At 72.0% G+C, this 20,677-nt stretch carries 16 protein-coding genes; 8 read left to right on the forward strand and 8 right to left on the reverse strand.

What is annotated here, in order from left to right; translation table 11 throughout:
* Positions 1-36: 36 nt before the first annotated feature.
* The 3 genes from OP86_RS10690 to OP86_RS10700 are packed head-to-tail and all read right to left on the reverse strand — an operon-like array spanning position 37 to position 4,282.
* Positions 37-1,746 carry a glycosyltransferase family 39 protein gene (locus tag OP86_RS10690; RefSeq protein ID WP_078588380.1) on the reverse strand — a complete coding sequence of 570 codons (1,710 nt, stop codon included), beginning with the start codon at positions 1,744-1,746 and terminating at the stop codon, positions 37-39.
* Complete coding sequence (locus tag OP86_RS10695; RefSeq protein ID WP_033331570.1) at positions 1,743-2,858, reverse strand: glycoside hydrolase family 26 protein; 1,116 nt, start codon at positions 2,856-2,858, stop codon at positions 1,743-1,745. The genes OP86_RS10690 and OP86_RS10695 overlap by 4 nt, the downstream gene beginning before the upstream one ends.
* A gap of 5 nt (positions 2,859-2,863) precedes the next feature.
* On the reverse strand, positions 2,864-4,282 hold the full coding sequence (locus OP86_RS10700; protein WP_234434757.1) for a glycosyltransferase family 2 protein: 1,419 nt from the start codon (positions 4,280-4,282) through the stop codon (positions 2,864-2,866).
* Between the two features lie 436 nt (positions 4,283-4,718).
* Here OP86_RS10700 and OP86_RS10705 point away from each other — a divergent pair, with 436 nt between their 5' ends.
* The 3 genes from OP86_RS10705 to OP86_RS10715 all read left to right on the forward strand — a co-directional run bounded on the left by OP86_RS10705 (position 4,719) and on the right by OP86_RS10715 (position 9,349).
* Positions 4,719-5,942, forward strand: coding sequence for a ricin-type beta-trefoil lectin domain protein (locus OP86_RS10705; RefSeq protein ID WP_030254828.1), 1,224 nt, complete (start codon positions 4,719-4,721; stop codon positions 5,940-5,942).
* 202 nt (positions 5,943-6,144) lie between these two features.
* Entirely contained in the window at positions 6,145-7,512 is a 1,368-nt protein-coding gene (locus tag OP86_RS10710) for a LamG domain-containing protein (RefSeq protein WP_157849712.1), read from the forward strand.
* A 151-nt stretch (positions 7,513-7,663) separates the two neighbouring features.
* Positions 7,664-9,349 carry an ArnT family glycosyltransferase gene (locus OP86_RS10715; RefSeq protein WP_030254832.1) on the forward strand — a complete coding sequence of 562 codons (1,686 nt, stop codon included), beginning with the start codon at positions 7,664-7,666 and terminating at the stop codon, positions 9,347-9,349.
* Positions 9,350-9,392: 43 nt separating this feature from the next.
* Here the strand turns inward: OP86_RS10715 and OP86_RS10720 are convergent, their stop codons facing one another.
* The gene (locus tag OP86_RS10720; RefSeq protein ID WP_030057959.1) at positions 9,393-9,887 is read right to left on the reverse strand and encodes a GNAT family N-acetyltransferase; all 495 of its coding nucleotides are present in this window, start codon (positions 9,885-9,887) and stop codon (positions 9,393-9,395) included.
* 174 nt (positions 9,888-10,061) lie between these two features.
* On the opposite strand from OP86_RS10720, the gene OP86_RS10725 reads away from it, so the two are divergent.
* Positions 10,062-11,018, forward strand: coding sequence for a helix-turn-helix domain-containing protein (locus tag OP86_RS10725; protein ID WP_030057960.1), 957 nt, complete (start codon positions 10,062-10,064; stop codon positions 11,016-11,018).
* 110 nt (positions 11,019-11,128) lie between these two features.
* Here OP86_RS10725 and OP86_RS10730 read toward each other — a convergent pair whose 3' ends face one another.
* From OP86_RS10730 to OP86_RS10745, 4 genes are all read right to left on the reverse strand, one after another.
* On the reverse strand, positions 11,129-11,944 hold the full coding sequence (locus OP86_RS10730; RefSeq protein ID WP_078588398.1) for a histidine phosphatase family protein: 816 nt from the start codon (positions 11,942-11,944) through the stop codon (positions 11,129-11,131).
* 154 nt (positions 11,945-12,098) lie between these two features.
* Positions 12,099-13,709 carry a monocarboxylate uptake permease MctP gene (gene mctP / locus OP86_RS10735; protein ID WP_030057962.1) on the reverse strand — a complete coding sequence of 537 codons (1,611 nt, stop codon included), beginning with the start codon at positions 13,707-13,709 and terminating at the stop codon, positions 12,099-12,101.
* The gene (locus tag OP86_RS10740) at positions 13,706-13,969 is read right to left on the reverse strand and encodes a DUF3311 domain-containing protein (RefSeq protein ID WP_030057963.1); all 264 of its coding nucleotides are present in this window, start codon (positions 13,967-13,969) and stop codon (positions 13,706-13,708) included. The genes mctP and OP86_RS10740 overlap by 4 nt, the downstream gene beginning before the upstream one ends.
* A gap of 308 nt (positions 13,970-14,277) precedes the next feature.
* Positions 14,278-15,069: a GntR family transcriptional regulator gene (locus tag OP86_RS10745; RefSeq protein WP_030057964.1), complete on the reverse strand. Its 792-nt coding sequence runs from the start codon at positions 15,067-15,069 to the stop codon at positions 14,278-14,280.
* A 337-nt stretch (positions 15,070-15,406) separates the two neighbouring features.
* Between OP86_RS10745 and OP86_RS10750 the strand changes: the two genes are divergently transcribed.
* The 4 genes from OP86_RS10750 to OP86_RS10765 all read left to right on the forward strand — a co-directional run bounded on the left by OP86_RS10750 (position 15,407) and on the right by OP86_RS10765 (position 20,244).
* Positions 15,407-16,696 (forward strand): extracellular solute-binding protein, encoded by a 1,290-nt coding sequence (locus OP86_RS10750; protein ID WP_030057965.1) that lies wholly within the window; start codon positions 15,407-15,409, stop codon positions 16,694-16,696.
* 135 nt (positions 16,697-16,831) lie between these two features.
* Positions 16,832-17,860 (forward strand): carbohydrate ABC transporter permease, encoded by a 1,029-nt coding sequence (locus tag OP86_RS10755; protein ID WP_030057966.1) that lies wholly within the window; start codon positions 16,832-16,834, stop codon positions 17,858-17,860.
* Positions 17,857-18,684 (forward strand): carbohydrate ABC transporter permease, encoded by an 828-nt coding sequence (locus tag OP86_RS10760; protein ID WP_030057967.1) that lies wholly within the window; start codon positions 17,857-17,859, stop codon positions 18,682-18,684. Before OP86_RS10755 ends, OP86_RS10760 begins: the two co-directional genes overlap by 4 nt.
* Before the next feature lie 6 nt (positions 18,685-18,690).
* Positions 18,691-20,244, forward strand: coding sequence for a glycoside hydrolase family 3 protein (locus OP86_RS10765; RefSeq protein ID WP_051829927.1), 1,554 nt, complete (start codon positions 18,691-18,693; stop codon positions 20,242-20,244).
* Positions 20,245-20,677: the final 433 nt, after the last annotated feature.

A 20,677-nucleotide genomic window follows, 5' to 3' on the forward strand; every position in this document is an offset into this window, starting at 1 on the left:
TGTCGTGTCGGCCGTGCGGGCGGGCCCGGTGGCCGGTCAGTGCTTGAGATAGACCTTGTACGTGCTCGAATCGCCGGTCGGCGAGGTGAACTGGGCGACCAGCCGGTAGTGCCCGCTGCCCGCCAGGGCGTCGCTCAGGGCCCGGTCGGTGGCCCGCGGCGCGGTGCTGTCGAGGACGACCATCGTGAACCAGCCGTCGCGGATCGCGGCGGTGCTGCCGTCGTCGCCGTGGTGCTGCACGCCGGCGCCGTCGCGGTAGTCCGTCCCGGCGCGGGCCGAGACCCACTGCTCGGGCTTGCTGACCGCGCCGAGGTAGTACTCGGCGAGTCCGTCGACCTCGGTGAGGTAGTGGCCCTGCGGCTCCGTGTGGACCCGCAGGACGGCCAGCAGGCGGCCGGAGTCGGGCCCGTTCTGGTAGCGCAGGGCGGACTGCTCCAGGCCGAGGGCGAGCAGTGCGACCCAGACCAGGATGCCGAGCTGGGGGTGGCGGAAGTGGGCGCCGACCAGCCGGGTCAGGCCGACCCCGGCGAGCGGGGCGGCGAGCAGCATGCCGTAGCCGAGGTGGCGGAACAGCGCGCCGGAGGTGCCGGTCCACAGGTGGGCGGCCGGGACGAGCAGGGCGGTGGCGGTCAGCGCGGTGCCGAGCAGGGCGCGCCGGGCCCGGGAGGTCGGGGCGGCGTCCTTCTCGGGGGCGTCGTGCTCGGTCATCTGCTCGCGGCGGGCGTAGGCGATGGTGCCGGCCACCGCGAGGACCGTGAACAGGCCGCCCCACTGGAGGGTGGAGAGCAGGATGGCGCCGGCCGAGCCGGGGGCGTTGCCGTGCGAGGGCGACCACCCGGCGACCTCGCCGAGGGTGCCGTACGGCAGCAGCAGGACGACGGTGCCGGCGGCCAGCAGCAGGGCGCGCAGGGCGGCCGGGCCGGGCCTGCCGCCCGGGCGGGCGGTGGCCAGCGCGAGGGCGACCAGCGCGGGGACGGCGAGGGCGGCGGAGTACGCGACGGCGCAGGCCAGCGCGAGGGCCGGGGCGGCCGTCAGGACGAGGGCCGGATGTCGCCGGGAGGTGAACACGACGGCCCAGGCGGCGAGCGCGACCAGCAGCACGGCCAGGGCCTCGGGGGCGGCGTAGAAGCCGACCACGACGGTGGACTGCAGCACGGCGTAGACGGCTATCGCGCAGATCGCGACCCGCTCGTTGAACAGCCGCCGGGTCAGCGAGTACACCAGCACCGTGGTGAGCAGCGCGAAGCCGAGGCTGAGCAGCCGGGTGCCCCAGATGCCGTTGGCGTCGGCGGCCGCGCCGGCCAGCGGCGGGTAGAGCCAGGGCGAGCCGTTGATCCGGTCCACCAGGTCGGTGGTGACCGGGGTGCCGTGCAGCAGGTGGGCGAGCTGCTGGCGGCCGGCGACCATGGCGGCGGCCTCGTCGGGGTGCGCGGCGGCGAGCAGGCGCAGCGAGAGTGCGGCCTGGACGGCCAGGACGGCGCCGAGCAGGCCGCGGGCGATCCAGCGGCGGCGGGGGCTGGTGCCCGGGTCCCAGCCGATCGCGGGGACCTGGGGGATGGTGTACGGGGCCAGCTCGACGCGGTCGGGGTTGTCGACGGGTACGGGTGCGGGCGTGGCCGGGTCCGTGGCCGATTTCGGGTCCTCGGCCGCCGTGCGGGGTGCCGGGACGTCCGGTTCCGGTGCCGGGCCGGCGGGGTTCTTCGGGGTGCCGGCGGGGTTCTTCGGGGAGAGGTCGCTGTTCATCATGGGTTCCGGAGGTCGAAGCCGTAGCGGGGGGCGGACACCCGCTGCTTGAAGGCGGCGAGGGTGTCCGGAACGGTCTCGACCCGCCAGTCCGCCCGCTTGATCATGTTGAACCAGATGAAGCCGACGATGTCGTCGTGCGCCTCCATCCCGGAGAACAGCTGGTCGACGAAGGCCTGTTGGTGTCTGCCCTGCTCGGCGGCGGTCTCGCTGATGAAGAAGGGCTTCTTGCAGAAGGTGCGGATCTCGGCCATGGTCGGCCCGTACAGGGCCTCGAAGGTCTTGGGGCCGTCGTTGGTGAAGTAGCCGGTCATGCCGGCCCAGTCGACGTAGGTGTCGCCGGGGTAGTACGGCGCCAGGCGGGTGTTGGGCGCGGGGACGGTGATGTTGGGGCTCCAGACCCAGATCACGTTGGTCGCGCCGGCCTGGTCGAAGAGGTCGTGGACGTGGCGCCAGGCGGCGACGAAGTCCTGGGGGCTGGCAGCCTGGCGGCCCCACGGGTACCAGTCGCCGTTCATCTCGTGCGCGATGCTGATGGCGATCGGCAGGTTGAGCTTGGCGACGGCCTTGGCGACGCCGCGCACGTAGTCGTCGGTGTCGCCGGCCGCGATCGCGGCGAGCGAGGGGTCGTGCGGCTCCCAGGCCATGAAGGGCAGTGCGCCGGCCTCGTGGATCCGGCGCACGCCGGCGGTGTCGAAGCCGCCCTTCCAGTGGGCGTAGAACTCCAGGACGTTGGGCTGCTTGCCGACCGTGCCGGTGTAGGCGGGCAGCGCGTCCATGGTGGCGGGCACGCCGGGCAGGGCGGCGCCGAGGTACTTGTTCTTCGGCTGGAGCAGCGGCGTGACGTCGTACGGGACGCCGGCCGGCAGGGCCTTGGGCTTGGCGGCCGTGGACGGGGCGGGTGCACCCGCAGAAGGGGTCGCGGTGCCCGCAGATGGGGCCGCGGCGCCCGGGGTGGCGGCCGCGGTGGCCGGGGCCGGTGCGGCGAGGCCCTCCTGCATCGCGAAGCCCGGGTCCTCGGGGCCGCAGGCGGTGGTGAGCAGCAGTCCGGCGGTCAGCAGGGGGAGCGCCAGCCGGCGACGGAGCCGGCCGGCCCGTCGGGGGTGGGCGGTCATGGCGATCACGCTGCTTCCGTGGGGCGCGGCTGGACGAGGACCCGGCCCACGATGGTCGCGTAGAAGAGGCCGGAGGCGAGGACGAGGGCGAAGTTCAGCGGGCCCATGGTGAGCATCCGCCAGATGCTCAGCAGTACCCAGAGCAGGGCCGTGCCGCCGCCCCAGACGATGACCCCGAGCCAGAACCGGCGGGTCTTGTTCTTCTTGGCGCCGCTGGAGCCGGTCGGCTGCCAGGCCATCCGGTTGCGGCGCACGATGTCCCAGATGGCGAAGACGTGCGCCCAGCCGTACATCATGCGGGCGGCCCAGGCCTCCAGCCGGTAGGGGTTGCGGTGCCAGAGCGGGAAGACGACCGTCGCGTAGAGCAGTCCGGGCAGGACGAGTGCGGTGTTCTGCCAGCGGATCAGGTCGGGCCGGGCGAGCAGCAGGACGATCGGGATGAGCGGCGAGACGACGGTGAACAGCGCCGTGTGGATGTAGTAGAAGAACCCGGACAGGTAGCAGGCGCGCGTGACCGGCCGCAGTTTGGTCTGCCAGAACTTCTTGCTGCCGAGCAGGCTCATCGAGCCGGTGCACCAGCGGTACTGCTGGTTGAAGAAGCCGCCGACGTTGTCGGGGCAGACGCCGGTGGCCAGCGCGACGGGTATGTACTGCAGGTCCCAGCCGAGGCGGCGCAGGTCGAAGCCGGTGTGCACGTCCTCGGAGTGGCCGATCAGCGTGGTGCCGCCGTTCTCCTCCAGCGCGGCGCGCCGGTATATCGCGCAGCTGCCGACGCAGATGGCGCCGTCGTTGCGCTGCCGGGAGACCTGGACCGTCCGGTAGAACAGCTCCTGGACGGCGCCGGCGCCGCGCTCGATCCAGTTCTGCGAGTCCAGGATGCGGAAGAACTGCGGGGACTGGACGATGCCGAGGCGCGGGTCGGCCTCCAGGTAGGGGACCATCTCGTTCAGCAGGTCCGGCCGGGGCGCGAAGTCGGCGTCCAGGATGAGGATGTAGTCGCTGTCGGAGTTGCGGAAGCCGAACTGCAGGTTGCCGGCCTTCTTGAACCAGCCGAGCTTGTCGCGGGTGCCGTAGACGAACTCGAAGTCGACGGCCATCTGGGCGAGTTGCGGGCTGTTGCTGTCGTCGAGGACGTACGGGGTGACCTCGCCCGGGTACTGGTCGCGCAGCCGGGCGACGTGCGTCCAGGTGTTGTGCAGCACCTCGATCGGCTCGCCGGCGACGGGCAGGAAGATGTCGACGGTCGGATAGTGCTCCGGCTGCCAGGACTTGACGAGGGCGCGGTGCGCGGCGAGGTCGAAGGTCTGGTTGAAGCCGTGCACCCACCGGGAGATCAGGTAGTAGCCGATGGTGAAGGCGAGCGGCGGGATGAACACGAAGAACCACGGCGTCGCGCTCAGCAGCCCGATCTCGCTGGCCACCATGCAGGCGAAGCTGATGACGGAGAAGCAGGTCAGCACCCACAGGTTGGTGCGTGCGTACAGGTACTTCTCGGTGTTGTCCGGCGGCTGGGGGAGCAGGCCCCACTGGTTGCGGGCGGCCGGGTCGCGCCGGCTGCGGCGTCGTGAGACGGGCGGTTGACCGCTGCCCGCGAGTCGCGTGCTCTCGGTGACAGTCACGTGCTCTACTCCCCCGAAGCCGTGTTGAGTCTGAACCATCCCCGCTCGGTGGCCGTTGTCGGCCGGGCAGCGGGGGGGACGCCAGGATCGTACGGGACCGATCACTTCGAGTTCCCTCCCCCCCTCGTCCGAGGGCCGTCCGGAACCGATTTCGAGCTCCGATCGTGATGTGAACGGGGGTGCGGGTGGAGCACTTGTGTACGGTGTCCGCCCAGCAGGTGAGACGGTTCGGGGAAGAGTGATGATCATCGAGGACGGTGCGGCCGGGCGCGCGGCGCGGGGTCTGCGGGCGGTGGCCGCGTTCGGTCTGGTCGCCGCGATGCTGGCCGGCTGCAGCGGCGAGGTCGGGGCGGTCGAGCAGCCGCCGGCCGCCACGGCGACGACGGCCGCCGCGCCGGGCCTGTGTTCGACGCTGCAGGAGCCGTTCCCCAAGCTGGCCATGGACGGTGGCTCGAAGGTCCTCGAACCGAACCCGTGGAACACCGCGGGCACGGTCTGCGTGGACCAGGTCGGGGACACCGGGTTCACGGTGTCCCGGATCCGCGACTTCGTCCCGAAGAACCCGCTCGCCCCGGGCGCCTACCCCAACGTCTCCACCGCCCCGGGCGCGAGCGGACTGCCCGTGCCGGTCAGCGCGCTCGGCGACGCGACCGCCGACTGGGACGCCAACGGCCGGGTGAGCGGCTCCTTCAACCTCTCCTTCGACCTCTGGTACGGCTCCAGCCCGGACAACTGCCTGCCGGGCGACAGCGCCGAACTGATGGTCTGGCTGGACGCCACCGACAGCGTGCGCCCGGCCGGTGACAAGGTGGCGGGCGCCCAGCAGTTCGGGGACGCCGACTACGACGTCTACCAGGCGCCGATCACCGGCCCGCACAGCGTGATCAGCTACGTCCGCACGGCGCCGACCCACACCACCCGCGGCCTGAACCTGCGGCTGTTCACCGCCGACGCGATGGCGCGCGGCTACGTCCCCAAGGGCTCCTACCTGTGCCGGGTGCAGGCGGGCTTCGAGGTGTGGAGCGGCGGCACCGGCCTGCGCAGCGAGTCCTTCGCCTTCCACAACCGGATCGGCTTGCCGGCCGGCGAGGTCCCGGCGGGCGCGCCCGGGATCTGCTTGCGGCACGGCGGCGGCGGGCTCGCGGGCACCCCGGTGACCGTCGGCTCCTGCGGCGACCCGGGCGTCTCCACCGGCTGGACGGTCGGCAACGACGGCTCGCTGCGCGGCGGCGCGGCCTGCCTGGCGCCGACCGCCGACCGCAGCGCGGTCACGCTGGCCGAGTGCACCGGCGGCTCCGCGCAGCGCTGGACGCCGGTCGCCGGGCAGCGGCTGCGGCACCAGGACTCGGGGCTGTGCCTGGGCACCGCGGGCGGCGCCCTCGCGGACGGTACGGCGGTGGCCCTGCGGTCGTGCGCGGACGCGGTGTCGCAGCGCTGGAGGCTGCCGTACAACGGGGTCGCGTGACGGTTCGTGCGACGGCTCGCGGGACGGTTCGTGTGACGGTCCGTGCGACGGTTCGTGGGACGGCTCGCGGGACGGTTCGTGTGACGAGCTGTGCGACGGGCGGCGTGACGCGGCGCCGCGCGGCGGAGGCGGCGGCAGCGGTGACGTTTCGTCCGCGCACCCCCCATGGGCGTGCCGGGGCGGATGCCCTAGCATTCCGGCCATGAGCGATCGACCGGTACCGAGTGGCGAGCCGGGCCAGCCCGCCACGCCACCGCAGCAGGCACCGGCCGGGGGGCCCGCTCCGGCCACCGGTGTGCCACCCCAGTCCCCGAGCGGAGCCTTCGGCCCCGCCTCCGGCTACGGGCCGCCGCCCGGTGTGCCTGCGCAGCCCCAGCAGGTGACGCCGTATCCGGCGCCGCAGCCGGTGCCGCCGGTGCCCGGGCCGGTGCAGCCGGGGCCGGTGGCCCCGCAGCCGCAGCCGCAGCCGCAGGCCGTCCAGCCGCCGCCCGTGCCGCAGCCCGTCCATCCCCAGCCCGTGCCGCAGCCCGTCCAGCAGCCGCCGGCCGGCCCGCAGGCCTTCCCGCCGCCGGCCCAGCCCGCGCAGCCCGCGCCGGCCTGGCCGCAGCAGGGCGGCTTCCCGCCGCCGGCCGGCCCGACCGGCCCGGCTGCTCCGGCCGGTACGCCGGACTGGGAGGCGCTGGCCGAGCAGAACGAGAAGGCCGCCAAGCGCGGCCGCCGGAACAAGCTGATCGGCGCGGCGGCCGCCGTGGTCCTGCTGGCCGCGGCCGGCGGTGGCTTCTGGTTCTTCCAGCACTCCAAGGACGACAAGAAGACGACCCAGAGCGGCGGCACGGTGAGCCCGACGGCCCCCGTCTCGACCGGCCCGTCGACGTCGTCGAGCGCCCCGCCCGTCAAGGGCATCGACAGCCCGCCGACCGTCGGCACCCTGCCGGCCAAGACCGGCGCGGCGGCGCTCAACCTGGGCGCCGACGCCAAGCCGGGGACGATGGCCGGGTTCTCCGGGCAGGTCCTCAAGCTGCCCAGCGGCCAGGACTCCTTCGCCTCGACCTCCACCTCGCTGCTCGACGTGAACAAGAGCTTCACCGTCTCCGCGCGGGTGCTGGTCGACCTGCCCAACGGCAACCGCAGCGCGGTCAGCCAGGGCGACGGCCAGTACTACTCGTGGTCGCTGGGCCGGGCCAACAACAACGGGCACGACCAGTGGTACTTCAAGGTCCAGGTGCCGGGCGGCGGTTCGGCGATCGCCTGGTCCAAGGGCGATGCGACGGTCAACCAGTGGGTGCTGCTGACCGGCGTGTACGACGACCCGTCGGGCCAGCTCACCCTGTACGTCAACGGCGCCCCGCAGTCCTCGGCGAAGTCGGCCGGGGTGCAGCCGAGCGGCACCAACTCCCTGCAGGTGGGGCGGCTGAGCTCCAACTCGCAGTGGGCCGACCCCTGGCACGGCGCGGTCGCCGACATCCAGGTCTGGACCCAGGTGCTGCCCGAGGCCGACATCGTCAAGATCGTGGCGGGCCCGAGCTCGCCGCCGTCCGTCCCGCCGACGGCGGCCTGGCTCAGCGGCTGAGCCCGGCCGAGCCAGGCGAGGGCCGGGACCGGCCCTCCCGAACCTCCGGCCGCCGCCCCCGGCAGTGTGGGGCGGCGGCCGAAGCGCGCCCAGGAGCGCGCGTCCGCCCGGGCGCGTCCGGACGCGAAGTCCCAGATGAGGAGCAGTACTGATGAGCGCGGACGGCCGCTGGATCCGGCCCGAGTCCACCCGTAAGCCCGTCCTGGGCGGGGCCCGGCGGGGCGGGGTGGGCGTCGGCGAACGCGACCGCACGGCCGCGGTGCCCGCGCAGCCCTACCAGGCCGACCGGCGCCGCCGCCGGCCCGGGCCGCCGCGGGTGCCGCACCCGGCCCGGCCGGCGCTGCGCGCGGACTGGCTGCCGCTGCTGGTCGTACTGCTGGTGCAGGGCGCGCTCTCGTACCACCTGATCCTCAGCAACACCGCCTTCATCGACGAGGGCACGTACATCTACGCCGGCTACCAGGAGATCGCGCACCTGCGGCACGGCACCCCGGTGTCGACGTACGAGACCTTCTTCTCCGGCTCCCCGCTGATCTACCCGGTCGTGGTGGCCGTCGCGGACTTCGTCGGCGGGCTGAACGGCGCCCGGGCGCTGAGCCTGGCGTTCATGCTCTCCGCCACCGTGGCCGTCCACCTGGCGACCCGGCGGCTGCACGGCTCGCTGGCGGCGTTCTGCGCGGCGGCGGCCTTCGTGGCGCTCGGCCCCACCCAGTTCCTGGGCGGCCTGGCCACCTACGACGCGATGGCGCTGGCGATCCTCGCCTGGGCCGGGTACTTCGCGGTGCGGCTGACGACCGGCGGCGGGTACCCGAGCCTGGTCGCCTCCGGTCTGCTGCTGGCCCTGGCCGGCGCCACCAAGTACGCCGCGCTGCTGTGGGTGCCGGTGGTCGCGGGCATCGCGGTGCTGTCCGGGCCGCGGGGCTCGCTGCGCTCCTGGGAGGCCTGGCGGCGCGGGCTGCTGGTCCTGCTCACCTTCGTGGTGGCGGTCGGCGCGGCGGCGCTGGCGGCCGGCGAGCGCTACGTCAACGGCTTCAACCACACCACGCTCAAGCGCGCCCCGGGCCACGACTCGTACTCGTACGTGGCCTCGGAGGCCGCCCGCTGGGTCGGCCCGCTGCTGGTGGTGGCGCTGATCGGGGTGGTGGCGCAGCTGGTGCGGGCGCGCCGGCGCGGCGGTGCGGCGTGGCCCGAGTTCTGGCTGGCGCTGCTGCTGCTGGCGGCCGGTCTGCTGGCGCCGGTGAACCAGGTCCGCATCCACACCTGGCTGTCGCTGCAGAAGCACGTCGACTTCGGCGCCTGGTTCTCCTGCGTGGTGGTGGGCCTGGTGCTGGCCCGGGCGGTGCTGTGGCTGAGGGGGCGCCTGCACCTGGTGGCCGGGGTGGCGGCCGCGGCCCTGGTGGTCGGGCCGCTGGCCTGGGTGGGCGCGGCGCAGGGCCGGGAGATGTACGGCGAGTGGTCGAACTCGGAGGAGTTCGTCGCCGCGCTGGAGCCGTACGTGGTCAAGGGCGATGACCGGTACCTGGTCGAGAACTACAACGTGCCCGCGTACTACCTGCGCAAGCAGAGCAACTGGCAGCAGTGGCACGACCTGGTGGCGGTCTTCCGCCGCGACCCGGGCACCGGCCAGATGCAGAACGGCGTGCCCGCGATCCAGGCCGGGATCCAGGCGCACGAGTGGAAGGTCGTGGTGCTGGACTTCACCCAGACCGCGGCCACCGACAAGGCGATCCAGCCGACGCTGAAGGCGGCCGGGTACCGGGTGGCCACCGTGGTGAAGAGCGGGGAGCACGGCCGGTACACCGTCTACGTGGCGCCCGGGTACGACAAGAAGCCGTGACGGGCCTTCGGAACGCAGGGGCCGGGCGGAACGGCAGGGCCCTTCAGAACGCCAGCGTGTAGACCATCAGGTCCATCCCCGGGTACGGGGCCCAGTCCCGCTCGGGGGTGCGCCGGAAGCCGACCCGCTCGTAGACCCGGTGGGCGGCGGTCATCTGCGGGCGGGTGGAGAACGCCATGCCGTCCAGGCCGAGTTCGCGGCTGCGGGCGAGCGAGGCGCGCACCAGCGCCTCGCCGACGCCCCGGCCGCGGGCGGCCTCGGCGGTGGCGAGCATGCGGATCTCGCCCTCGCGCGGGGTCGCGATGTCCGCCCACTCGGTGCCGCCGACCGCGAAGGTCACGCAGCCGAGGACCCGCCCCTCGGCCGGATCGACCGCGACGAGGAGTTCGGCCTCCCGGGCCCGGCGCCCGGCATCGCGCAGGTGCTCGACGTAGCTGCTGCCGGGCGAGGTGAAGCCGCCGCCGACGAAGGCCTCGACGGTGATGCGGCCGGCGTCTTCGAGGTCCTCCGGAAGGGCCTGGCGGATGAGGTAGTCCATGCGGCCAGTGTGCCGGAGTCGGGTGGGGCGGAAAGATCCGGGGTCGAACGGGCCGGGCGGGACGGCACCCACGAGTGGCAGGAACGACCGATGGCATCGAAATCCTGCCACCCGGCTTCTTCCGCCGGAGCGGACGGAGCGGGCATCCTGGACGGCATGCTTCGGAACGACGGCATGCTGGCGAACGTGGTCGCGGTGGTGCTGGAGGAGATCCACCCCTTCGAACTGGGGGTGGCCTGCGAGGTCTTCGGCCTCGACCGCACCGCCGACGGCCTGCCCGGCTACGACTTCGCGATCGCCGGCGCCCGTCCGGGCCCGCACGCCACCCACGCCGGCTTCGCCGTCGACGTCCCGTACGGCCCCGAGCGGCTGGCCGGGGCGGACCTCGCGGTGGTCACCGCGGCGGCGATCCGCCGCGACTACCCCGAGCCGCTGCTGGAGGCGCTGCGCGGGGTGGTGGCGGCCGGCGGCCGGGTGCTGTCCATCTGCAGCGGCGCCTTCGTCCTGGGCGCCGCCGGGCTGCTGGACGGCCGCCGCGCGGCGACCCACTGGCGGCACACCGCGGAGCTGGCCGCGCGCTTCCCGCTGACCACGGTCGAGCAGGACGTGCTGTACGTGGACGACGACCCGGTGATCACCTCGGCCGGGACGGCGGCCGGCATCGATGCCTGCCTGCACCTGGTGCGCAAGGTCCAGGGCGCCGAGGTGGCCCGGGAGATCGCCCGCCGGATGGTGGTGGCACCGCACCGGGAGGGCGGGCAGGCCCAGTTCGTGAACCGGCCGCTGCCCGAGGGCGACGGCGACTCGCTGGCCCCGCTGCTCGACTGGATGCGCCACCACCTGGACGAGGAGGCCACCGTCGAGCAGCTGGCCGCCCGGGCGCTGATGTCGCCGCGCACCTTCGCCCGCCGCTTCCAGCAGGAGACCGGCACCACCCCGCACCGCTGGCTGACCGGGCAGCGGGTGCTGCTCGCCCAGCGGCTGCTGGAGTCCACCACCGAGTCGGTGGACGCGATCGCCGCCCGCTGCGGCTTCGGCAACGCGGCCGCCCTGCGGCACCACTTCGGCCGCCGGCTGGGCACCACGCCGCTGGCCTACCGGCGCTGCTTCGCCGACCCGGGCCTGAGCTGACCGGGGCCTGAGCTGACCGGAGCCTGAACTGACCGGAGCCTGAACTGACCGGAGCCTGAACTGACCGGAGCCTGAGCCGACCGGGGCCTGAGCTGACCGGTCGTCGGACGTCAGTCCTGGTCGAAGGCCAGGTGCTCGACGCCGTTCCAGCCGTCCGGGCGCAGCCGCCCCTCCTGGGCCCGCCAGAGGCTGGTGGAGCAGTTGTGCACCGGCCCGAGCGCGGTGAGCTGCTCCTCGCTGAGCCGGTCCAGCGCGTAGCGGAGCATCAGCACCGTGCAGTCGTGCGCGACCAGCAGGACGGGCCGGCCGGCCTCCTCCTCGCAGACGTCCCGCAGCAGGCTGCGCACCCGCAGCGCGACGTCGGTCCAGGACTCGCCGCCGGGCGGGCGGTAGTAGAGCTCGCCCATCTTGCGCCGCCGGGCCGCCTCCTCCGGGTGCTTGGCCTCGATCGCGGCCTTGGGCAGCATCTCCAGGATGCCGAGCTCGCGGTCGCGCAGCCGCTCGTCGTAGCGGACGGGCAGCGAGACGGGGACGGCGCCGAGCCCGGCGGCCTGGGCGAGCGCGACTCTGGCGGTCTCGGCGGTGCGCACGTACGGCGAGCACCAGACGCTGCGCGGGCGGTCGGCGCTGGGCAGCTCGGCCCACCAGCGGCCGAGCGCCTGGGCCTGCTGCCGGCCGTGCAGCGACAGCGGGATGTCGGCGTCGCGGCAGCTGATCGGGACGCTGAGCGCGCCGGTGGCCTCGGCCAGCTGGAACTCGACGTTGGCGGTGGACTCGCCGTGCCGGGTCGCGATCAGCAGGGAGGGCAGCCGGGTGGCCGCCGCCGGGCGGTGGGCGCTGACGTGGTGGTGCTGGCTCTGGTGCTGCTGGTGCTGGCTCTGGGTGGACTGGTGTTGGCCGTTGAGGGTGGTGCCGAGTTCTGCCATGGCCGCGAGCTCCCCGTGGTCGATCAGGTTCCGGCCGGTTGCCGGTCCGGTCTGGTGGTGCCCGGCGTGCACGCCTGTTCATACATATGATCGCGCCGCCTCCTCCAGTGTTCACGGAGAAGGCGGCACGATCACAGGGCGCGTACGGCGCGAATCAGTGCGCCGCTACGGGCTCCGGCGCGTTCTTCAGCTCGTCGTCGCCGGCGTCGGCGCTGTAGTCGGAGGGCTTGGTCTCGTCCGGGCCGTCGGGCGCCTTGACCGCCCGCAGCACCAGGGTGAGCGCCACCGCGACGAGCAGGTTCAGCGTGAAGGCGGTCAGACCGATGTAGCCGATCTCGCCGATGCCGGGGATCTCGGCCGCGTTGCCGCCGAAGTGCTTGGTGGCGGGGCTGGCGATCCCGTACGCCTTCCAGGTGCCGTAGATCATGCCGGCCGCCCAGCCGGCGAACAGCGCCCAGTGGTGGAACCAGCGGGTGAACAGGCCGCCGACGATCGCCACGAAGGTCTGCAGGATCCACAGGCCGCCCAGCAGCTGGAGGTTGATCGCGGCCTGCTTGTCCATGCCGAGCACGAAGACCAGCGCGCCGACCTTCACCAGCAGCGAGACCGCCTTGGCGACGCGGGTCTCGTCGGCGGGGGTGGCGGCGGGCTTGAACCACTCCTTGTAGACGTTGCGGGTGAAGAGGTTGGCCGCCGCGATCGACATGATCGCGGCCGGCACCAGCGCGCCGATGCCGATCGCGGCGAAGGCCACGCCGGTGAACCAGTCCGGGAACATGCTCGCGAACAGCTGCGGCACCGACAGCTGGGAGTTGTAGCCCTTGACGCCCTTGCCCACGCCCGCCGCGATCGCCATGAAGCCGAGCAGCGCCAGCAGGCCGAGCATCAGCGAGTACGCGGGCATGATCGCCATGTTGCGGCGCACGGTGTTGCGGGACTTGGAGGCCAGCACGCCGGTGACCGAGTGCGGGTACATGAACAGCGCCATCGCCGAGCCGAGGCCCAGCGTCGCGTACGTCCACTTCTTGGTGTCCGGGACGGTCAGCGATCCGGCCTTGGCCTCCTTGAAGTGCTGCGCGGCCGAGTCGAAGATGTGCCCGAAGCCGCCGAGCCGGATCGGGATGTAGATCACCGCGACGATGATCACGATGTAGACCAGGGCGTCCTTGACGAAGGCGATCAGCGCCGGGGCGCGCAGGCCGGAGGAGTAGGTGTAGGCGGCCAGCACGCCGAAGGCGATGAACAGCGGCAGGTCCTTGACGAACCAGTTGGCGTTCTCCCCGCCGCCGACCCCCAGCACGTCCAGCACCGCCTGGATGCCGACGAGCTGCAGGGCGATGTACGGCATGGTGGCCAGGATCCCGGTCAGCGCGACCACCAGCGACAGCGGCCGCGAGCCGTACCGGCCGCGCACGAAGTCGGCCGGGGTCACGTAGCCGTGCACCCGGGAGACCGACCAGAGCCGGGGCAGGAAGAGGAAGACCAGCGGGTAGGCGATGATCGTGTACGGCACCGCGAAGAAGCCCGCCGCGCCGCTCGCGTACACCGCCGCCGGGACGGCGACGAAGGTGTACGCGGTGTAGAGGTCGCCGCCGAGCAGGAACCAGGTCACCCAGGTCCCGAAGCTGCGCCCGCCCAGGCCCCACTCGTCCAGGTGCGCCGCGTCACCCGCGCGGCGCCAGCGCGAGGCGAGGAAGCCCATCACGGTGACGAGGGCGAAGAACAGCACGAAGACCACGAGGGCCGTCACGTTGACGTCCTTCATCGCGCACCACCGTTCCGGGCCGCCTTGCGGGCCTTCTCGTCGCGGTTGATCAGCAGGTACGCGGCGACGGTGAAGACCGCCGACGCCGGCACCCAGAGCAGCTGGTACCAGTAGAAGAACGGCATCCCGGCCACCACCGGGTCGTTCTTGTCGTACGAGGACACCCAGAGCATCGCGACGATCGGCACGAGCAGGGCGAGGCCGGCCAGCACCCGCTCGGGCGTCACCGCCGGGACGGGTGTCCCGGTCGGCTCGGGCATGACATCTTCGAAAGCATCGGGATCAGACGGCATTGCGGCTCCGCTCCGGAGGGTTCTCCCCGTCGGCGCCGCAGCCCGGGTGGCGTGGCACGCCCCCGCGAGCCCGCCGAGCAGCACCATCGGTGATCGGCAGTCAGTACGGCTGCGCAATCTAGGGCATGGGGTGATCCATGTCACCGGATATGACGGAACTTCCCGCAATCCGGACGCAATCGGAGGGCGGCTACGCAGAAGGCACCGGCGCGCGGGTCGCGTGCGCCGGTGCCCGGGGGTGCGGTGGGGGAGTGCGGTCGCCCCGGATGCTCGGGTTACTCCGGACGCTTCAGCCGGGTGATGAACTTGTAGCGGTCGCCCCGGTAGATGGAGCGGACCCACTCGACCGGGTCGCCCTCGGCGTCGAAGGAGTGCCGGGACAGCTGGAGCATCGGCAGGCCGAGGTCGGAGCCGAGCAGGCCGGCCTCGCGCGGGTCGGCCAGGGTGGTCTCGATGGTCTCCTCGGCCTCGGCCACGGTGACCCCGTAGACCTCGCGCAGCGCCGCGTACAGCGAGTTGTGCTTGGCCAGATTGCGGCGCAGGGCGGGGAAGCGCTTGGCGGACAGGTGGGCGACCTCGATGGCCATCGGGTCGCCGTTGGCCAGGCGCAGCCGCTCGATCCGCAGCACGCGGCCGCCCGGCTTGATGTCGAGCAGCGGGGCGAGCCGGTCGTCGGCGGTGATGTAGCCGATCTCGATCAGCCGGGAGGTGGGCTCCAGGCCCTGGGCCCGCATGTCCTCGGTGTAGGAGGTGAGCTGCAGGGCCTGGGCGACCTTGGGCTTGGCGACGAAGGTGCCCTTGCCCTGGATGCGCTCCAGCCGGCCCTCGACGACCAGCTCCTGCAACGCCTGGCGGACGGTGGTGCGCGAGGTGTCGAACTGGGCGGCCAGCGCCCGCTCGGGCGGCACCGGGGTGCCGGCGGGCTGGGTCTCGGTGAGCTGCAGCAGGTGGCGCTTGAGACCGTAGTACTTGGGGACGCGCGCGGTCGGGTCGGCACCGGTCTGCGTCGGGAGGTTCTTCACCTCGGGGTCGTCGGCCTGGGCGGTGGTTCCCCCGTCGCTGCTCATCGGACCTGTTCTCCCGCTTCTCGCGGGGCCTTCACAAGCCCCGCCACATCGTTAACGGGTCACATCGTTGCATGTATGGCTACGCAACGAATACCTCATCACGCGATGAACGATGTGCGGTGTCGGCTTGATAACGGGTGGTCGAGATCGGTCGAACAGCCGTTGACAGGCCCATTGGTCTAGGCCAAGCTCCAGGCAGCTGGTCTACACCACTAGGCCGGTACCTACGAATCCCCCCACCCGTTCGAAGGGGTCCGCGGCGCCGTTTCCCCCGCTTTGTGTGGGTCTGCCGCTGCCGCCCGACGGGGGTAACCCAGGCATCCCTCAGGAGGATGGCGTGAAGCGTCAGCTCATCGCGGCGGTCGGCGTCGCAGCAATGGTCGTCGGCCTGGCGGCCTGTGGCTCGGACGGCAAGAAGAGCGACGGCGACTCGACGTCGTCGTCCGCCTCGGCGGCCGACAAGTACAAGGGCAAGACGCTGAAGGTGTGGACGATGACCGGCTCGGCCCCGAAGGGCTGGACGGACGCCGTCAAGACCGAGTTCGAGACCACCTACCCGGGTTCGAAGGTCGACTTCCAGACCCAGGAGTGGACCGGCATCGGCGCCAAGGTCACCGCCGCGCTGTCGGAGGGCTCGGTCGACGTCCTGGAGGTCGGCAACACCCAGACCGCCGGCTACGCCGCCTCGGGTGGTCTGCTCGACATCACCAAGGACAAGTCCGCCCTGGGGGGCGACAACTGGGCCGCCAACCAGAACGAGGCCGCGATCCTGGACGGCAAGCAGTACGCCGCCCCGTGGTTCGTCACCAACCGCGTGGTCGCCTACAACAAGGACCTGTGGGCCAAGGCCGGCCTGACCGACGCGCCGAAGACCCTGGACGAGTTCTACGCCGACCTGGAGAAGCTGAAGGCCGTCCCGGGCGTCGCCGACCCGATCTACATGCCGGGTCAGGAGTGGTACGTCTACTTCGGTCTGCTCACCAGCGAGGGTGGCAAGATCGCCAAGAAGGACGGCGACAAGTGGGTCGGCGGCCTGTCCTCGCCCGAGAGTCAGAAGGCCTTCGAGACCTACAAGAAGCTGCAGAGCTACTCGGCCACCGGTCCGAAGGACAAGGACGAGGCCACCCCGCAGCAGAAGGACGTCTTCGGCGCCGGCAACGTCGGCACCATGATCGGCCTCGGCTGGGAGCTGCCGAAGGAGGAGGTCCTGTCGAAGGACAAGATCGGCTTCTTCCCGCTCCCCGGCAAGACCGCCGACAAGCCCTCCGGCGTGTTCCTCGGTGGCTCGAACCTCGCGATCGCCTCGCAGAGCAAGAACACCGACATGGCCAAGGACTTCCTGAAGATCGCCCTCAACGACAAGAACGAGGGCGCGGTCGCCGCGGCCGGCAGCATCCCGAACAAGGCCTCGCTGAACGGCCAGATCGCCGGTGACTTCGCCAAGGCCGCCCAGTCGGCCGCCGCGGTCGGCGCGATCACCCCGAACACCCCGAACTGGGCCGGTGTCGAGGACAACCCGAACCCGATCAAGGAGTTCCTGACCGCTGCCCTCCAGGGCGGCGACTTCGCCTCCACGGCCAAGAAGTACGACGACGAGATCGCCAAGAAGCTCAACCAGAAGCAGTAAGCACCCGGGGCCTGCCTGCGAACTCCCGCCCGCGGGACGGCGACAGGCCCCAGCGGCGTCGTTCACCGGCCCCCGGCGGGGGGCCGGTGGGCGGCGCCTGTCCGTCGTGGCCAGGGTTGTGAGGAAGTGAGAACGATGGCTGTGCATTCCGAGCGGGTGCAGACACAGTCCCCGGATCCCGGGAAGGCCGCTGTGGCCGGTGTTGAGACGAGCGCCCCGGGCGGCGGCTCGAAGGGTGCCGCGCCGAAGGGCACCAGATCCGCGGGCGGCCCCGGCCTGGGCTCACGCCTCGCACCGTACCTGCTGCTGCTGCCGGCCACCGTGGCGACCCTGGCCCTGCTGGGCTGGCCGCTGCTCAAGACGGTCCTGCTGTCGTTCCAGAACCTCAACCGGCGCCAGCTCGTCCTGCACCTGACCGAGTGGACCGGCTTCGACAACTACAAGGAGCAGCTGACCGACCCGGAGTTCTGGGCGGTCACCGGCCGGACCGTCGCCTTCACCGCGGTCAACGTCGTGCTGATCATGATCGGCGGCACCCTGATCGGCCTGCTGCTGAACCAGCTCGGCAAGAAGATGCGGCTGGTGCTCCAGATCTCGCTGCTGATGGCCTGGGCCATGCCGGTGGTCGCCGCGACCACGGTCTACACCTGGCTGTTCGACTCCCAGTGGGGTGTCGTCAACTGGATCCTGGACCAGCTGGGTTGGCACTCGATGGCCGACTACAACTGGCTCAGCAACGAGTACTCGACGTTCTTCGTCATCATCCTGCTGATCGTCTGGATGTCGGTCCCGTTCGTGGCGTTCAACATGTACGCCGGTCTGACCACCATCCCCAAGGAGCTCTACGAGGCCGCCCGGATGGACGGCGCCGGCTCCGTCAAGATCTTCACCGCGGTGATCTTCCCCAACCTGAAGCCGTTCTTCCTGGCCACGACCTTCCTCGAAGTCATCTGGGTGTTCAAGGCCTTCACCCAGGTCTACGCGGTCAACGCCGGTGGTCCGGAGAAGCTGACCCGGACCCTGCCGGTGCACGCCTTCCTGGAGGGCTCCGCCGGCCAGCACTACGGCATCGGCGCCGCGATCGCGGTGCTCACCATCCTGATGCTGGGCGTGCTGATGGCGTACTACTTCCGCATCATGATCAAGCAGGAGGACGAGCTGTGAGGCGCTCTCTCTTCGGACGTACCTGGCTGAACGCGACCGCGGCCGTCCTCGCCGTCTTCTTCATCTTCCCCGTCTACTGGATGATCGCGACGTCCTTCAAGCAGGACCAGGACATCGTCAGCAAGACGCCGGTCTTCCTGCCGCTCGACGTCACCTTCGACCACTTCGGCACCGCGGTCGACGCCCCGAACTTCTGGACGTACGTCGTCAACAGCGTCACCGTCACCGTCGGCGCGGTGCTGATGTCACTGGTGATCGCGACCCTCGCGTCCTTCGCCATCGCCCGGATGAAGTTCCGCGGCCGCAAGGCTTTCGTGCTGGTCATCATGATGGCCCAGATGGCGCCCTGGGAGGTCATGACCATCGCGGTCTACATCATCTCCCGCGACAACGACATGCTGAACAGCCTGGTGCCGCTGACCCTCTTCTACATGATGATGGTCCTGCCCTTCACCATCTGGACGCTGCGCAGCTTCATCGCCGCCGTGCCCAAGGAGCTGGAGGAGTCGGCCATGGTGGACGGCTGCACCCGCGCGCAGGCCTTCGTGAAGGTGATCTTCCCGCTGCTGGCCCCCGGCCTGATGTCGACCTCGCTGTTCGGTTTCATCACGGCGTGGAACGAGTTCCCGCTCGTCCTGATCCTCAACAAGGACGAGGGCAAGACCCTCCCGCTGTGGCTGTCGTCCTTCAAGACCGCCTTCGGCAACGACTGGGGCGCCACCATGGCCGCGTCCACGATGTTCGCCATCCCCGTGCTGATCCTGTTCATCTTCCTGCAGCGCAAGGCGGTCGGCGGTCTGACCGACGGCGCCGTGAAGGGCTGAGTCACCGTGAGCATCCTCGTTCCCACCGTTGCGGACAGCGACCAGCTGCACCGCGATGCCCTGACCGTCCTGCAGCCCGGCTTCGTCGGCACCGAGCCGCCGCAGTGGCTGCTGCGCCACCTCGCCGCCGGGCTCGGCTCCGTCGCGCTGTTCGACCGCAACGTGGTCGACCTCGACCAGCTCTCGGCGCTCACCCGGGCGCTGCGCGCCGAGAACCCCGACCTCCTGATCGCCATCGACGAGGAGAGCGGCGACGTCACCCGGCTGGAGGCGGGCTCCGGCTCGTCCTGGCCCGGCAACCTCGCGCTCGGCGCGATCGACGACCCGGCGCTGACCCGGGACGTCGCCCGCGAGCTGGGCCGGGCACTGGCCGCGGCCGGCGTCAACTACAACTGGGCGCCCACCGCGGACGTCAACTCCAACCCGCGCAACCCGGTCATCGGCGTCCGCTCCTTCGGCGCCGACCCCGAGCTGTGCGCCCGGCACACCGCCGCCTGGGTCGAGGGCCTGCAGTCGGCCGGCGTGGCCGCCTGCTCCAAGCACTTCCCCGGCCACGGCGACACCGCGGTGGACTCGCACCACGGAATGCCGGTCATCGACGTCGACCTGGACGTGCTGCGGGCCCGCGACCTGATCCCGTTCCAGGCGGCGATCGCGGCCGGCACCAAGGCCGTGATGACCGCCCACATCATGATCCCGGCGCTGGACCCGAAGCTGCCGGCCACCCTGAGCCCGACCGTGCTGCGCGACCTGCTGCGCGCCGCCCCGGCCGACGGCGGCCTCGGCTACCAGGGCCTGATCGTCAGCGACGCGATCGAGATGGGCGCCATCGCCGACACCTTCGGGATGGGCGAGGGCACCGTGCTGGCCCTGGCGGCCGGCGCGGACGCGATCTGCGTCGGCGGCGGGCTGGCCGACGAGGAGACGGTGCTGTTGCTGCGCGACGCCATCGTCGCGGGCGTGCGGGCCGGCCGGCTCGCCGAGGAGCGGCTGGCGGACGCCGCCGCGCGGGTGCGGGCACTGGGCAGCTGGGGCCGGATCTCGGCCCAGGGCGAGCGCCCGGAGCCGGACCTGGCGGTCGGCCTGCGGGCCGCGCGCCGGGCGCTGAAGGTGGTCCGGACGCCGGGCCGGGTGGCGCCCCCGGTGAGCGAACGCCCGTACGTGGCCTCGTTCTCGGACGAGCCGAACATCGCCGTCGGCGACGTCACCCCGTGGGGCGTGGCGGGCATGCTGGCGGACCGCTTCCCCGGCACCCGCACCCGCGAGGTGTCGGCGGCCGAGGCCACCCCCGAGCTGCTGGACGCCCTGGTCGACGAGCTGGTGGCGCAGGCCCAGGGCCGTCGCCTGGTGCTGGTGGTCCGGGACGCGCACCGGTACGCGTGGATGTCCGCCGCGCTGAGCCGCCTGGTGGCGGCCCGGCCGGACGCCGCCGTGGTCGAGATGGGGCTGCCCCAGTCCGAGCCGGTCGGCGCGCTCCACATCGCCACCCACGGTGCCGCCCGGGTCTGCGGGCTGGCGGCCGTGGAGGTGCTCACCGGGCAGCCGGGAGCGGTCGGCTGAACCGACCGGCGAACGTCACCGGCCGGGGCCGGGAGGCGTCGGCCGACGGGCTCGTCATGCGCATGCCGCATGGCGAGCCCGTTCCGTTTCCGCGGCGTCGACCTGCGGGTCCACCGGGTGACCGTGTTCCCTCAAGCAAGCCTTAAATCCACCTTAAGTCCCACGTACGGTGATGGGGCGGCGACTGATCGCCACGGGGTGCAACGGCTCTGCAACGGCCTTGGCCACAAGGGCTTTTGGGCGTTGACACCATCATTGGTCTAGGCCAGAGTCCAGTCATCCGGTTCGAGATTCGACTCGCCGGACGTGGTATCGGCCCACCCCCAAGCACGTCGCCGCCCCCTGCCCGGATTCTCCGCTGCGGGCGCCAATCACGCTGCCGGCGGGCATCACGGCTCTAGCACCCTCGGAGGATGGCGTGAAGACGCGTCAG

The sequence above is a fragment of the Streptomyces novaecaesareae genome, from assembly GCF_000716875.1.
GTDB classification, from domain to species: domain Bacteria; phylum Actinomycetota; class Actinomycetes; order Streptomycetales; family Streptomycetaceae; genus Kitasatospora; species Kitasatospora novaecaesareae.